This window comes from Sorangium sp. So ce836 (genome assembly GCF_028553905.1).
Classification (GTDB): Bacteria; Myxococcota_A; Polyangia; order Polyangiales; family Polyangiaceae; genus Sorangium; species Sorangium cellulosum_D.
In genome coordinates, this window is sequence record NZ_CP102233.1 from 7,807,724 (window position 1) to 7,822,110 (window position 14,387).

The 14,387-nt window shown below is 71.6% G+C and carries 11 protein-coding genes; 4 read left to right on the forward strand and 7 right to left on the reverse strand.

The window, feature by feature from the left end:
* Positions 1-15: 15 nt before the first annotated feature.
* On the reverse strand, positions 16-2,010 hold the full coding sequence (locus NQZ70_RS28040; protein ID WP_129576939.1) for a CHAT domain-containing protein: 1,995 nt from the start codon (positions 2,008-2,010) through the stop codon (positions 16-18).
* 179 nt (positions 2,011-2,189) lie between these two features.
* Between NQZ70_RS28040 and NQZ70_RS28045 the strand changes: the two genes are divergently transcribed.
* Complete coding sequence (locus tag NQZ70_RS28045; RefSeq protein ID WP_129576940.1) at positions 2,190-3,458, forward strand: hypothetical protein; 1,269 nt, start codon at positions 2,190-2,192, stop codon at positions 3,456-3,458.
* 26 nt (positions 3,459-3,484) lie between these two features.
* On the opposite strand, the gene NQZ70_RS28050 is transcribed toward NQZ70_RS28045, so the two are convergent.
* Genes NQZ70_RS28050 through NQZ70_RS28070 form a run of 5 tightly spaced genes read right to left on the reverse strand, consistent with a single transcriptional unit; the run spans position 3,485 to position 10,084 of the window.
* Entirely contained in the window at positions 3,485-4,060 is a 576-nt protein-coding gene (locus NQZ70_RS28050) for a hypothetical protein (protein ID WP_129576941.1), read from the reverse strand.
* Between the two features lie 2 nt (positions 4,061-4,062).
* Entirely contained in the window at positions 4,063-5,754 is a 1,692-nt protein-coding gene (locus NQZ70_RS28055; protein WP_207217498.1) for a hypothetical protein, read from the reverse strand.
* A 12-nt stretch (positions 5,755-5,766) separates the two neighbouring features.
* Positions 5,767-7,110, reverse strand: coding sequence for a metallophosphoesterase (locus tag NQZ70_RS28060; protein WP_129576942.1), 1,344 nt, complete (start codon positions 7,108-7,110; stop codon positions 5,767-5,769).
* Positions 7,111-7,151: 41 nt separating this feature from the next.
* Entirely contained in the window at positions 7,152-8,372 is a 1,221-nt protein-coding gene (locus NQZ70_RS28065; protein WP_129576943.1) for a hypothetical protein, read from the reverse strand.
* On the reverse strand, positions 8,369-10,084 hold the full coding sequence (locus NQZ70_RS28070; RefSeq protein ID WP_237244122.1) for a peptidoglycan-binding protein: 1,716 nt from the start codon (positions 10,082-10,084) through the stop codon (positions 8,369-8,371). The genes NQZ70_RS28065 and NQZ70_RS28070 overlap by 4 nt, the downstream gene beginning before the upstream one ends.
* A 692-nt stretch (positions 10,085-10,776) precedes the next feature.
* On the opposite strand from NQZ70_RS28070, the gene NQZ70_RS28075 reads away from it, so the two are divergent.
* Genes NQZ70_RS28075 through NQZ70_RS28085 form a run of 3 tightly spaced genes read left to right on the forward strand, consistent with a single transcriptional unit; the run spans position 10,777 to position 12,640 of the window.
* Complete coding sequence (locus tag NQZ70_RS28075; RefSeq protein ID WP_129576944.1) at positions 10,777-11,316, forward strand: hypothetical protein; 540 nt, start codon at positions 10,777-10,779, stop codon at positions 11,314-11,316.
* Entirely contained in the window at positions 11,313-12,080 is a 768-nt protein-coding gene (locus NQZ70_RS28080; RefSeq protein WP_129576945.1) for a hypothetical protein, read from the forward strand. The genes NQZ70_RS28075 and NQZ70_RS28080 overlap by 4 nt, the downstream gene beginning before the upstream one ends.
* On the forward strand, positions 12,077-12,640 hold the full coding sequence (locus NQZ70_RS28085) for a hypothetical protein (protein ID WP_129576946.1): 564 nt from the start codon (positions 12,077-12,079) through the stop codon (positions 12,638-12,640). The genes NQZ70_RS28080 and NQZ70_RS28085 overlap by 4 nt, the downstream gene beginning before the upstream one ends.
* Before the next feature lie 175 nt (positions 12,641-12,815).
* Here NQZ70_RS28085 and NQZ70_RS28090 read toward each other — a convergent pair whose 3' ends face one another.
* The gene (locus NQZ70_RS28090) at positions 12,816-14,360 is read right to left on the reverse strand and encodes a hypothetical protein (protein ID WP_129576947.1); all 1,545 of its coding nucleotides are present in this window, start codon (positions 14,358-14,360) and stop codon (positions 12,816-12,818) included.
* Positions 14,361-14,387: the final 27 nt, after the last annotated feature.

Genomic DNA, 14,387 nt, shown 5'->3' on the forward strand with positions numbered 1-14,387 from the left:
GGAAGGGAGGGTGTGTCACGAGGCGTCCTCCAGCGCGAAGGCGTCGAGCTGCTCCGCGAGCTCCACCAGATCTCCGGTGGTGGCCGCGATGTGGCCCGTGCCTGGCAGCCCGCCGCCGTTGCCCCAGATCTCGATCTCGCTCCCTTCGACCCCAGGCGCGAGGACGGCCAGGCTGTCCGGGGGCGCCGGGCGTTGATCGTAGAGCCAGCGCAGCAGCATGCGGTGGCGGAAGTCGAGGCTCGAGAGCGCGACGAAGAGGCCGGGCTGGACGCGCGGCCGCGCCAGGAGCTCCTCCATCCATAGCGGCGGCCGGGCGCCGTCGGCGCCGAGGGGGCCGTGGATGTGATCGTCCTCGGTGAGCAGCGGCGGCGAGAAGATGGGGCGCGGCTCGGCCGAGTAGCCGCCGTACAGGCGGAGGACGACGATCTCGCTGTCGAGATCGAAGCGCCTGGGCATGACGGGATCCATCTTCCACGTCGCCGCCCCCGCGGCGCGCTTGACGACGCGCGGCTTGCCGGAAGCGCCCAGGAGGGACGGCTGGATGGCGTACACGGTCCGCTGCGGCAGCTTCTGCGCGATCGCGTGCTCGAGGCAGGGCCGCCAGAGCAGCGTGACGTGGACCCCCGGCCGGACGAAGCGCGCGAGCGCCTCGACGAGCGGCGGGGCCGTCGCGGCGGGCGAAGCGGTCAGCGCCTGCTGGAAGAGCGAGTGCAGCACCTCCTGCCCGAACCGGAGCACGCAGCGCTGGGTGAGCGCGCTCAGCGACATCCCCTGCGCCGCCGGCTCGCCGCTCTCCTGCATGAACTGCTCGAGCTCCCGCTGGAGCGCGGCGCGATCGTCCTCGAGATCGCCGAGCACCATCGTGAACGGCCGCTCGAGCAGGCCCTGGAGCGCGGGCGCGAGCGCCCTCGATCGGCCCTTCTTCCCCGGCCTCGTCACGCGGCGGCCCTGGAAGTTGAAGACAACCGAGTCCGAGCCGCGGAGGTACAGGATCGGCGAGAATGCCTCGGCGCTCTGGGAGAGCAGCGTCCGCCGCGCCGCCGCCACGCTCGCGCCGATGTCGCCCTGGCTCAGCGAGGCGCCCGTGAGCGCGCGGTAGAGCTCGGTCGAGCACGCGCGCGCCACGTCGGCCTTCACCGGCCAGAGGTGCGCCACCACGGCGTCCGCGCCCGCCCTGGCCAGGATCTCCGCCGCGCTGCCGAGCGCGCCGGCCCTGGCGCCCTCGCAGGCCTCGAGGATCACGAGGCGCAGCTCCTCGCAGAAGGCGGCGGAGAGCTCGCGCCCCAGCGCCTCGGCGGTGATCCAGGCCTCCTCGCCGTCCTCGTCGTCCGAGACGCGCAGGACGGGCTTGCCCGAGAGATCCACGCCGCCGTGACCGAGCCAGTGCACGACGTGCGGGCTCTTGCCGCGACGGAGCCGATCGAAGAGGGCCCGCGCGCTGATCTCCGGCCCGGCGATCGGATCGAGCCACTCCACCTCGCCGGCGTCGATCGACGGGGCGAGCGCCTCGCGCAGCACGTCGAGGGCCCGCTCGCCGGTGCCCGGCGCGATCCCGAGCACCCGGACGGCGCCCTTGACCTCGCGCGGCTCCCACGGCTCCGACGAGGTGACGCCGCGCGCGAAGAGCACCCTGGGGTCGGTCCCCAAAAACCCTTCGGACGTCCCCGGCCTGCAGAGCGCCTCCCAGGGGATGGCCTGGAGCGCGTGATCTCGGGCGAAGAGCCGCAAGAGGAGCGGACCGCCCTTCGACGCCTCGCCGAGCCGCACGAGGACGTCGCGCAGCTCCCCTTTGAAGACCTCCTCGTGGAGCGCCTGCGAGTCGCTCACCGCCGCTGGATCGAGCGATTTAGCGCCCCGGACCGCCCTCCCGATCTTGTTGGCGAAGGTCTGCAGGGCACCGAGGCCCTGCTCGGAGGATATCGCGTGCCCCGCGGGGCGCTCTCCCCGGCTGCCACGCGCGCTGACGCGCACCTCATCACCGCTGATGTCGAGCTCGATCTCCAGCCACATCGAAAGACAAGCCTCGCTAGGTTGTGCTGCCTGCCGTGCCTGACTCCGTGGCTTTGTAGACCGCAGCAGGAGGAATTCTCACCTTAAAAACTATTAAGAACCCATCGGCGGGAACGTCCTTGGGACGTGATTAATGATGTGTGCCGGCAGGCGTGCGCGACTGAAGAACGGACACAATCATGGAACTCACGGACGATTCTCGCTCACGATGGCTCGGCAGATATGAAACCCCGCGCTCCATCCGCCGTCGCGACGGCCTCCACGTCGTCGCGGCGACGCGCGCCGGGGACGCGGAGCCCTGCGTGGTCATCGTGCCCGGGCCGGCCGCCAGCGCGGCGCGGGCGAACACCGTATTTGCCGAGATCGAGCGCGTCCACGCGCTCCTCGATCACCCGCTCATCCCGAAGGTCGCGGCGCGCGGGGTCGCCGACGGCATGCCGTACATCGAGCTCGCCTGTGACGCCGTGATCGACGGCGTCGACCTCACGAGCCTCCTGAACGACGCCGGCTGGAAGGTGCCGCCCGGGAGCGCGGCCGGCCTCGTCGCGAGCCTCCGTAAGGCGATGCGGGCGGCCCACGCGGTGGTCGATCCGAAGCACGGGCGGCCCGTCTGCATCGGTCGCGTCTCGTGTGCTGACGTCCTCTTCTCACGCGAAGGGCGCTTCTATCTCGTCGGCTACGGCAGGGATGCCCCGCTCGAGAGAGCCGGAGAACAGCAGATCGACAGGGTCCTGGAGTTCCAGGCGCCCGAGGTGGCGGCCGGCGGCGAGCCGACCCCGGCGGGCGACGAGCTCGCGCTGTCGCTCCTCGCGCGGTCGCTCCGGCATGCGGTCCAGGGCAGCGCGGCGAGCGCGCGCGGCGCCGACCGGAACATCCGCTCGATGGACCTCGATCGGCCCGAGCAGCTGGAGCGGCGCGCCCCTTTCGCGCCGGCGCACACGCGAAGGCGCGCCGAGGAGGCGGACCTCCTCCACCACCTCGCGCCCTGCAGCGAGGCGCCTGATCCCGAGGCGTTCGCGTCTCTCGTGGCCAGCTTGCTCGCCGGGCGGCCGCTGCCGCTCGCAGCGGAGGCGGCGCCGGCCTGCCCGCCCACGCTGGTCCTCGGCTGCGAGGTGCGCTGGATCGCGGCAAAGGACGGCGAGAAGCACACGCTCGGGCACGCGCTCAGCCGCATCGTGACGGCCCTCGTCGACCGGCACGACGAGGCGCCGGACGCCGCGCTCTCGCTCCAGGACCTGTTCGAGGCCGGCTGGCCCGGCGAGCGGCCGGTGGCGAACGCGGGGGCCAACCGCGTCTACGTGGCCCTGACCCAGCTCCGCCGCATGGGGCTCAGGGACGTCATCGAGCGCCATGAGCACGGTTATCGCCTCGCGCCGCGCGCCGTCGTCCGGTTCGTCTCGCCTCGGACCGAGCACGCGCGACCTCAGGACACGCGCTCTGCCCCGTGACGGGCGCGGCGCGTCCGCCGGCGTCGCTACCTCGCCTTCTGCTCCCCGGCGAACGTCTCCGCCACCTTGAGCACGAGCCGCTCGCTGAAGCCAGCGATGAACGCGATCGCGAAAGCCTTGCTGTTGTCGGCGTCCCCGAGGTTCAGCACCCTCGACTGGAGGAACGCGTAGGCGGCGAGCCCCGGCAGCGCCCCGAGGACGGCGCGCGAGAGGGTGACCCGCGCGTCCGACACCTGCGCGTGAGCCCTGGCCCGGAGGGAAGAACCCTTGAGCGATCGAGCAGCGCTGAAGGTGGCTCCCAGGGCGCCAAAGGAGAAGACGCCGAGGAGGGTCCGAACTCCCCAGGCAGGCCATTGTTGGACGGGAGCTCGCGCCGTGGCCGTGAGCGCCACGAGGAGCAGCAGGACGAGGAGGGCGAGCAGCGCGAGCGTCCAGAGCTGCTCCCTGAGGAGCCGGCTGCTGGTGTTGACGCTGTCGACGCGATCGCGGCGGCGTGACCGCAGGACGAGGCGCCGCCGGGCCCTGCGTGGCGGCGCCTCGCCCGCGGGCTCGGCGGGGGGGAGGGCCGGCGGGGCGTCGGGCTCCTCTTCGGGCGTGCGCACCGCTACGGCAGCTCGCCCAGCGCCTCGAGCCCGGCCTCGCAATAGGCGTCGTACCAGCGCTGGAGCTCTTCGCGCGTGATACCGTATCTCTCGGCGATCTTCCTGTCGCCCTCCTCCCCGAGGATCTTCTCGTGGACGGCGCGCTGCATGCGCGCCGCGTCCCGCGCGCGCCCCGCCGCCGGGGCCGGCGGAGCGGCGGGCAGCTGCGGGACGGGCGAGCGCACCTCCGCCGGCGCGGGCGTGGCCTTGACGGCTCCCCTGTCGCGGTCGATCGCGAGCCGCGCCGCCGGATCACCCAGGAGGACGTACCCCGCGAGATCCTCGCGCAGCATCCACAGGTTCGCCCGCCGCTTCGCGCGACCCTGGTCGGGGGCGAGCGGCGTGCCCGCCGTCTCGGCCCTCGCCTCCTGGTTGTACATCGCGGCGAGCTCGTGGTTGGCGTTCCCCAGGTAACGGAGGAGCTCGTTGTACGAGTTGCCCACGCGGGCGCCCTTGACCAGCGAGCTGAAGACGCCCTCGAACCGCGACGCCCTGTCCTTGCCGTCGGGCCCCATGTCCTGGAAGCTGTAGGTCCAGGCCAGATCGATGTGGGCCATGACCGCGAGCGGGCCGCGCGGGCTCGCCAGCGCGGCCTGCGGCAGCGCGGCGATGAAGGGCCGATCGCCCGGCCTGGGGAGGCCGGCGAGCACGCCGTCGACCCGGCCGCCGAAGCCGCCCGCGTCGCGCAGGCGGGCGAGCCAGTGGTGATAGGCGCTCGCCGCCGGCGTCCCGCCGCCATAACACGCGAGGAAGAACCAGATCCCGCCGGGCAGAAAGGGCCTGTCGCCGAGGTCCTCGGCCGCGATGCGCACGCCGGAGCCCAGGCTCATCGCCCCTTGCACGGCGCGCTGCTCGTCCGCCGACGTCCATCCCCTGCGGGGCGCGCCCAGGCCGTGGCTCATGGTGAACAGCATCGACGGCTCCGGCCGCCCGAGCTGCTCGAGGAGCGCGCTCCTCGCCGCCTCGGCGCCGTCGTACCCGATCTCCTCGATGTCCCTCGCCTTGAAGCCGCCCCTCTGCCGGGTGTCGCGGCACCGCGCCACGCTGGGCGCGACGAGCGCCCTGTGGCCGATGGTGGTCGCCGCGGTGCCGTCCTGCGCGGTGAAGAAGAGCGCCCGCGCCCGCGCCTCCCTCGAAGGGGCGCGCTCCGAGGAGAGGAGCTTGTCCACGTACGCCGCGTAGCCGGCGGCGGACCGGGACACCAGGCGACCGACGAGCGCCTCGCTCGCCATGGCCTGCTGGAGCTCGAGCGAGACCTCGTCGAGGTCGCCCAGCACGAGCAGATACCGCGGCAGATCCTCGAGCGCGACCGACTCGTCATGATAGACGCTCTTGCTCCACCGGATCGCCGCGTCCGCGTCCATGCCGGCGGGGACGCGGTAGGGCACGACGGGCGCGCCCTGGTCCTGCTCCCGCTTCCGGATCAGGGGCTCGACGAGCGCGAGGAGGGCGTCGCCCGCGGGCCCCTCGGGCGCGATGACGGACCAGCGCTGGAGCGAGAGATCGTTGGGATCGTCGGAGAAGTCGGCGAAATCGTGGATCAGCTCCTCTCCGCCGGGCTGCGGCTCGTCCGCGGCGGACTCGAGCGGCAACCCCTCTTCGAGGACGGGTCGTTGATCGTCGGCGTGGCAGAGGAGCAGCTCGATGTCGGACATGACTCCTCCTTCTCAGCGCGCCACGTCGCCCGAAGGCACGCGCGCGGCCCCCAGGGCGTGGAGCTTGCCATCGTCCCATTGCACGAGCCGCATCGTCGCGCCGCCGTCCGGGTGCGCGTCGAGCAGCACGGCGGTGAGGCGCTGGACGGTCTTCGCCGCCCGCTGCCGCTCGGGCAGGAGCCTCGGGTTATTGCGCAGCTCTTCGAGGAACTCGGCCCACGCCTCGTCGCCGGCGTCCGAGCGCGGGAGCTGCATCAGCCAGATCCACGTGCCCGTGTTGGCGAAGGCGATGCCGTCGGCCACCTTCCACCGGGCCGCGTGGGTGTGGCCGAGCACCACCGCGCCGGCGTCGAACTTCTTCGCCAGGCGCCGGGCGTCGGCCCACTCGGCCTCGTCGGGCTCGAGGCGGAAGTACTCGTCACCGAGGGTGCCGGCGAGCCTCTTCTGCATGCCCGCGTAGAGCTTCAGGCCGGCGCGCGCGAGCTTGAGGCTCGCGGTCGACATCGTCTCTTCATCGGCGAACGCCGCGGGCCCGTCGCCGAGCGTGGCCTCGAGCGCCGCCGCCTCCTCGGCCTCGAGGCCGGCGTCGGCGAACCGCTCGGCGAGCCCGAGATCCTCCTCCTCCTCGGCGAAGGAGGCCGCCGACCCCGCCTTCTTGAAGAGCTGCCAGGCGATGTCGAGCGAGGCCGCGCTGAAGAGCTGCTTCACGATCCCGGGCGCGACCGCGAGCGCGGCGAGCGCCGCGCCCTGGAAATCGGGCTTGAGCAGGCTCACGAAGCGCAGGCCGTGCCGGCGCGCGATGGGGTTCATGAGCTGCTTCACGAGGACCGAGCCGGCCGCGTACCTGAACCGGTCGAGCCGGGCCAGGCGCCCGTAATCGACCTTGTTCCAGTTGTCGTTGTGCTCGCCGTGGGTGACGAGGATCCGGGCGCCGCCGACGTCGAGGATCGCGGGGGCGTCGCCCAGCTGGAACGTGAGGCGCTCGGCGACCTCGGGCGGCTGATCCATCGCCGCGCGCAGGATCTCCTGCACCTCCGGGACGGCGAGCTCCACGTCGTGGTTGCCGAGGCGGACGATGACCTCACCGCCGCGCGCGAGGACGCGCCCGAACGCCTCCAGCACGGCGGCGCTCGCGGGCGCGGCGGCGATCGCGCGGGCCTGCGCGGCGGCGCGCGCCGGATCGAGCTCCAGCGGGTCTTCGTTCATGAGGAAGTCGACGCCATCGCCGTTGACCACGACGCGCGCGGGCTCGCCCGCGATCCGGTCGAGGAGCGCGGGCAGCGCCTCCCCCCCGGCGAAGACGTCGTAGTCACCCCCGTTGCCGAGGTGCAGATCACTGATGATGAGGGTACGCATGAAGGTTGTCTCCCGGTTGCTGGGGCGCCCGCTGCCGCGGCTCAGCGGAGCGCCGCGGGCGGCGCCCAGATCGCCTGGTGAGGGCGGTTGTGCAGGCCCTGGGCCGGGCTCCACGACATCTTCGCGTTGCCCCTGGCATCGCAGAAGACGTCGAGCAGCGGCCGGTTGTCCGGGGCGAGCTTGTTCGGCGCGTCGGACTTCGAGTTGACGCACCACGTGGGCTCGATGCGGTCGTGGAAGGGCGCGCCGCGCAGCGAACGGAGCAGCCAGGAGATGGGGAGGCCCTCGTCCTCCATCGACATCCACTCCGAGCGATAGAGCAGCGCGCCGTCGCCGCGGCGCCGGAGGAGCAGGCGGGCGCGCCCGCGCGGCTTCAGATCGCTCTTGACCTCTCCGAGGCCGTCGATCCGGGCGATGCCGCGGAACGACCACCGACCGCCGGAGAGCGCCGGCGGGATGAACGGCCACCAGTGCGACTCCCAGAGCATGCGCGCGCCCCTTCCGGCGGCGGCGTGCGTCGCGGGGTCGTTGAACGAGGTGGTGGTGTCCCAGAGCTGCCATTTGCGCTCGACCGGGTGCTTGCGGATCACCATCGCCACGTGCCCGCTCCCGGCGCCCGCGGCGCCGGACGCCGACCAGAAGAGGCACGAGCCGACCGTGACCTTCTCCCAGAGATCGTCGGGCCAGTCGGCGAGCACCTTCGGCACGGAGGTCCAGCCGTCGCCCAGCCGGGCTGCCGCCGGCAGCGCGTCGGTCCCGCAGCCGACGTCGCCGTACGGGCCGCCGTCCCAGCCGCCGATGCAGAGCGCGGTGGTCACCGACTGCTGGCACTGCCCCACGATCGGGTACCGCCCGCTGCCCGCGATCGCCTTCGCGACCCCTCTTTGCGCGCCGTAGAAGAAGGCGGGCATCGTGTACGGAATGCCGGTCTGGTGCTCGGCGATGGCCCGCGCCCAGTCCTCGCGGTCGCCGGAGGCGGTGTCGTAATCGGGGTGCGAGAAGATGTCGCCGATCCCCTCCCTGGCGCGGGACAGGATGAGCTCGGCGAGTCCCTCGGCGTCCTCGGGCCCGCGCAGGCCGTGCTCGGGCGGGTCCAGCAGGTTCACGGTGCGGACGAGCTGCGGTGGCGGCTCGTCGTCGGCGAACGCGACCGGGCGAGCCAGCCACTCCGCGGGCGGCTCGGCGGGCGCCGGGTCCATGTCCACCCACGCGGGGACGCTCGCCCGCGGCGGGGCGCCTTCATCGCTCTTCTCTGCGGTCATCGGTGCTCCTCCTCTTCTCTTCGAGTTGATGTTTCCGCGCCTGTCGCCCGGGTCGCCGCGCTCGCGACGAGGGCCGCGTCGAGGGCCGCGAGCGTCGCGGCGCCGACCACGCCGTCGGCGGCGAGGCCGCGCTCGGCCTGGAACTGCTTGACGGCCGCCTCGAGGCCCGGGCCGAACGCGCCGTCAGCGCCGCCAGGCACGCGCTCGCCCAGCGCGATCAACGCCTCCTGCAGCGCCTTCACCCCTGGTCCCCTCGCCCCTCTCCGGAGCGCGCCCCGACCCGAGGCGACGCTCTCCAGATCGGGTCGCCCGGCGAGGGCGGCGCGCGTGAGGCGCGGAGCCTTCGGCGGGCTCGGCGCCTCCGGCGGGGGCGCCGCCGCGGGCGCGCCCATCGCGGCGGCGAACGGGTCATCCGCCGGAGGCCCCGCGGCCTGGAGGAAGGGCTCGTCCAGGCAATCGAGCCCGTCGTCCTTCATGTGCCGGAAGTAGAGCCGGAACTGCCTGAAGTCCGGGATCCACCTGTGCTTGCGCGCCTTGCCATAGAAGTAGCGGCCCACGAGCGCGGCGAGGCGCCGGTCGCGCTCCTCCGACGGCGACCCGGGGCCGAGCTGCGGTACGGCCCACTCGAGACACCCGATCACGTACCCGGGCGCCCAGTGCTTGAGGTGCGCGATCAGGTTGAAGAGCGCCTGCGTCGCGATCGCGTCGGCGCCGCAGATGTTGCCCGAGCCATCCATGAACGTGCGGAGCTGGGCCTCGGTCACCGCGTCGCGCGTGGCTGGGTTCCTGGCCAGATCGATCAGCAGGTGGAGGAGCGGAACGGAGCGGCGCAGGGTCTCGAGCGCCTCCTTGCCTCCGGTGACGACCATGCCGGAGTCGAGATCGACGACGTCGTACACGTTGCTGCCGCGGTAGCGGACGCCGGCGGCGCCCAGCGCCTTGCGCACGGCGTCGTTCGCGGTCGCCCGCTCCATCACCTTGCCCAGCCAGCCGAGGCCGCCCCAGCCCGTCCCCCAGGTGACGATCTGGTTATCGTAGGTGTTGATGGCGGCCGTGCTGCCCTCGCGCGCCTGGAACGCGCGAAAGGCCATGATCTTCCGCCGATCGGCGGGGCTCGCCTTCGCTGCCCGGGCGTCGAAATACCCGTGCAGGTAGGCGAGATGAGCCTTGTCTGCGCCGCCTGTGTAGATGTGCCCTGCGCCCCAGGGCTTGAGCCCCGGCTCGACCGGCACGGCGGCGCGGCGCTGCGCGATCTCGGCGGTGAGATCCTCGGGCAGCGCGCTCCCGGCCTCCACCGCGCCCGAGCCGCGCGCGTGATCCTCCCAGACCGGGAGATCGCCGTCCGCGAACGAGAGGGCCCCGCCCGGGCCCCCCCTGGCTCGGGCGGGATCGGGGCCGGGCGCGGGGAGCGAAAGGTCGACGTACGCCGCGGAGGATCGGAGCTCGGCCACGCCCGCGAGCGAGGTCTGGATCTGCTCCAGCAGCGCGGCGTGGAGCTCCGCGCGCCGGGCCTCCTCGATCTCGTCGAGCCCGATCTCCCAGGTGTACGACGCGCCCTTCCCGCGCAGGATCCGGTGCGCGAAGAGCGCCGGATCGAGCGTGGGAAAGGCTCCGAGCGCGAAGGCCGAGGTGCGCGAGAGCAGGGCTCGCTCGACCTCCTCCGCGTCGCCCCGCGTGACGGCGAACTCGAAAAGGAAGACGTTCCGTGACATGGCAGGTCCCTTTCGGCGGTGACGTCCCCGTATGAAACCGACGAGACCGAGCGCCGTCATCTTAAGAGAAATTAAACTGGGTGCTCCTTCCCGCTCGGTCAGCGTGGCGAGGCCGTCGCGCACGGTCACCCTCCTCCTTGCCCATCGTGGCCGAGGTCCGGCGCGGGTACGGGCTCGCCGGCCTCCCCATCTGCAGCGCCGTCGGCGAGCCCGTCGCCTCCCTTGCCAAAGGCGCTCGGGATCCCGCCCTCGCACGGGTTCACCACTGCGGGCCCGCCGGCGATGATGGCTCCTGAGCACGCATCCCCGCTGTAGATGCCGTGCGCCCCGTCGGGTGCGTGATTCAGCCCGGGCCACCTCTCGTGGCGGCCCCATCGCCCGTCAACCGCGGCGGCGGCCTGCCCAGGGTGTCGCGGTGGGTCGTGGCCGCGGCACGCGGGCGACGTCGTGCAACCCCGGGGCGCAAGGCTGTCCGTGCGCTCTGACGCGACGTGGACGGGCTTCCGGCGCCGGCAGGTTGACGAGCACGCGAGCCGCGCAGGCAGCTGCGCACTGGCGCACGCTCTGGACGGTACGACCTCTGGTCCGTGTAGTGGTCTCGTCTAGATTCCGTTTGACGCCGATCCTGTGATCAGAAGAATGGCCCGCGTCGCCGCATTGCTTGCGTGTTGCGGACAGAGGAGAGGGGGACGATGCGCACAAGAAGCCGGCGGATCCCATGGGCGGTCCTGGTCGTCGCCCCGCTCGTCGTCGTACCGGCGCAAGGAGAGGCGTCCGAGTTGAGCGCCGGTGTGAGCCTCGGGTGGCTCCAGGCCGGTACCGTTCCGCGCCTCGCGGTGGGGCCGCACGCGGGCATCGCGTGGCCTATCCAGCGAGACTTCCTGTTCACGGTGCACGACCTGTGCACGATCCTACCCCCGACCCAGGAGGACGGGCCCGGGGTCTACAACCAGACCTCGGTTGACCTCGGGTACGCGTGGAAGGACGGCAACGTCAGCGCGGGGCCATCGGTCGCGTTCTACGTCATGCCGGCGTGTGGCATCACCTTGTGCGGCCGCGTCGATGGCTTGGCCGTAGGCGGCCACGTGCAGACCAACGCGTACGTTGCTGGACCGCTGGGGGTGTCGGTGAGCGCCAACGTGGATTGGGTCGGTCAGGGCAGTCTGGGGATGCCGGGCTACGTGTCCGTCGTCGTTGTTGCTGGTCCTGTGCTTCGATGGAGTGCCAAATGAACGCGAGAAGAGTCCTGTTATTGATCGTGCCCATATCGGTTTGGGCGCTGGCGGCGTGCAACTGGACGATAGGAGACTGCTATCCTGTCGGGGAAAGAACTTCGGGTGCAGGTGCCGGTCCAGGCTCGGAGCCCCGACCCATCTACACCTCCGCCGCATCCGGTGACTTCGGGGCCGACCCGCAAGGTGGTCGCGAGCGCAAGATCGCGTGCAACGAGTGGGAGCTCGAAGACGAAGAGGAGACACCAAGCGACAGCTCGGAGACCCCAACGACATACAGCCCGGAGAGCCCGCGAGACCAGTGCCCCGGAGCCGGCGATGTAGCGGGAGCCGGAGCGACCTTCTTGAGCTGTAGCGGTGCATGCAGCTCGAAGTGTCCGAAGCCAGGAATGGCCCACTTTGTCTGGATAGATTTCGATTCGTCGTTCTTTACGTTTGTTACCATTGTCGAGGATGACGGCCGGGGGGATGCGGGCGGGTACCAACAGGCCAAGACAAACCTGAATTTCAAGCACGTATTTTCAGGCGGCACCACCGAGTGGTCCTGCGCTGTCACCATCAAAATGCCGCTACGGACTGAGTTGATGGGGGAAATCGATCACCTCCGTGCAGCCGAACTCAGCGAAGAGATCACGGAGGATGTTGCCAACGTCATGGACTACAACCTCCCGCCGGGGATCTTTTGCAAACAGTTTGCCGGCGCGGCGGACGCTGCGTTCAAGTTCAAGTATAAGGGGCTCGGCGCCTCGGTGACGAATCCATGAAGACAACTCTCTCTGAACTGCTCGACGTCGTTTACCGCTTCTACCCGCGGGGCGTGCATAAAATCCAGCGCATCTATGTGCCTCCGGGCGACCCCGTCTGGGAGGACACGGAGGAGCACGGCCGCCTGGTGGAAGCCGCGAACCGCGGGCGAGCGGAGTACCCGACGTGGGAAGCGATGATCCACCGCATGTACGAACGATACCGCCTTCAAAACGAGTCGCTCAGCTTGTTCGGGGACGGGGGCGAGCCGGCGTACTCGGCCCGCATCTACCGCCGCAAGGACTTGGAGCCCGTTCCCTCGCCCAACAGCAGGGCTTCGCTCAGCTTCCACGTGAGCCTCCTCGGGCCTTATTATGGGATCCACGATACGGGCGAGCCCGACGAGATACCGGCGGCGGTTGCAGAAGAGATCGAGGCCACGTACCCCGGCTACGAGCCGATCCCGCCGGAGCTCGGGAACGAGGTGGTGCCGGATGTGGACATGGATGCGGTGTGGATGGGCGAGGCGACGATCTACATGTGCCTCTTCTCGCCCAAGTGGACTTGGGTGGACCCGTAGCCGTTCTCCTGGGTGGCCGCTGTCCACTTGGCCGAACTCGGGCGCTTCGCCGTCGAGGCGCTCGAGGCGAGTTCGGCGGCGCTATGCGCCGGGGGGAGCTCAGGCGGCTCGCACCTCGGCAGGGATCATCTGCTCCAGGTTAGAACCAGGGTTCGCCTGATGTGTCGTCGTGATCCTATTCAGGGAAACGCTGCGTCTCGACCTGGATGCCGTCCTCCCCCGTGACCTCGTCGCCGGTCCAGATATCCCAGCTCACGCCGCCCTTGCCCGGCAGTCCGAGCTCATAGGAGACGCCCTCCAGCGTGAGCTGGTCCTCGTCGAGGTAGGCAATGCCGATCGAGTCGCCGCCGCGCCCGGGGCCGCCGTAGCCGCCGGGGCCGCCCTCGCCCCCGTTGCCACCCTGACAGGACCACATGCCGTCCCCCAAGGCGCCTCCCGGCGCGCCCCGGCCGGCTAGACCGCCTCGCTCGGGGGGGCCGCCGTCGCCGCCCTGCCCGGCCCCGGCTGTCACGATCTCGGTATCGCGCACGGTCAGCTTGGCATGAAGCGCGACGATGGCGATCGACGGCCAGGCGTTCTCGCCCCCTTGGCCGCCTCGACCACCGCAGCCGCCAGCACCGCCGGAGCCGCCGCCGGCGCCTCCCTTCGACGCCGCACCGCACGCGGAGAGCCCTCCCCGACGGCCGCCACCGCCGCCGCCGCCCTGACCGGGCATGCCCCTGCTCCCGTCGCCGGCCTTGTCTCCTTCCCAGCCTGCCTCGGTGATGCGCCCCATGCCCTTGCCGGCTGCACCGATGGCACCTTGCGCGCCGCTGCGCCCAACCGCTCCATCTACGCAATTGACGCCCGGCACGTCCCCGCTTCCCCCCCGCCCGGACGTCGGGCTGGACGCAACGAACGGCAGCCCGTCCTCGCCGTCGCCGGCGCCGTCGGGGAGCCCGTCCCCTCCCTTCCCGCCGACGCTCGGGATCCCTCCTTCGCACGGGTTCACCGGCGCAGGGGCGCCAGCGACGACGGCGGCCGAGCACGCGTCGCCCCCGTACTGCCCATCGGGCCCTTCCGCTGCCATATTCGGATAGGGCCATTTCTCGCCATCGCGGCCCCCCCAGCCCCAGGAGGCGCTGATCCGGCCCCGGAGGAGCTCCACCGCCGTGCCGGACTGGACGAGCATCCCGATCGGGCCGTGCGAAGAGAACCGCATGTCGACGAGCGTCGACACCCCGTCCGCGGCTCCCGTATCTCCGGGGCCCGCGGGCACGACGGTCAGGATGGGCTCGAAGGTGTCGACGATCTGAAGCGTCGGGAGCCCGCCGGGATCACGCGCGAAGCCCAGGCAGTGGTATCCGCCGATGAGGTCCACGCCGGACGGCAGCTCGAGGGGGCCGTAGAATCCGTCGTTGCACGCGAAGACGCGCCCTCGTCCGGTGCGCGCGAGCTCGACACCGCGCTGCAGCGTGCGCACCGGCTTATCCCTCGTCGTGCCCGGGTTCGTGTCGTCCCCGTTGCCGAACATCCCCGCGACGAACACCCCGCAGCCATTCTCCAGCACGCCGGCGGCGAGACGCTCCAGACAGACCGACTCCGGCGGCGCGTCACCTGGACACCACGAGGCGCCGTCGCACGCCGCTCCGCCAGCGTCGCTCGGTCCCGGTGCGGTGCCGCAGCCGGCCGCGACGAGCAAAAGCACGGGGGACAGGTGGATCGCTGCTGTGATGCGCATGGTTCTCCCTCGGTGTGACGCGGCGTG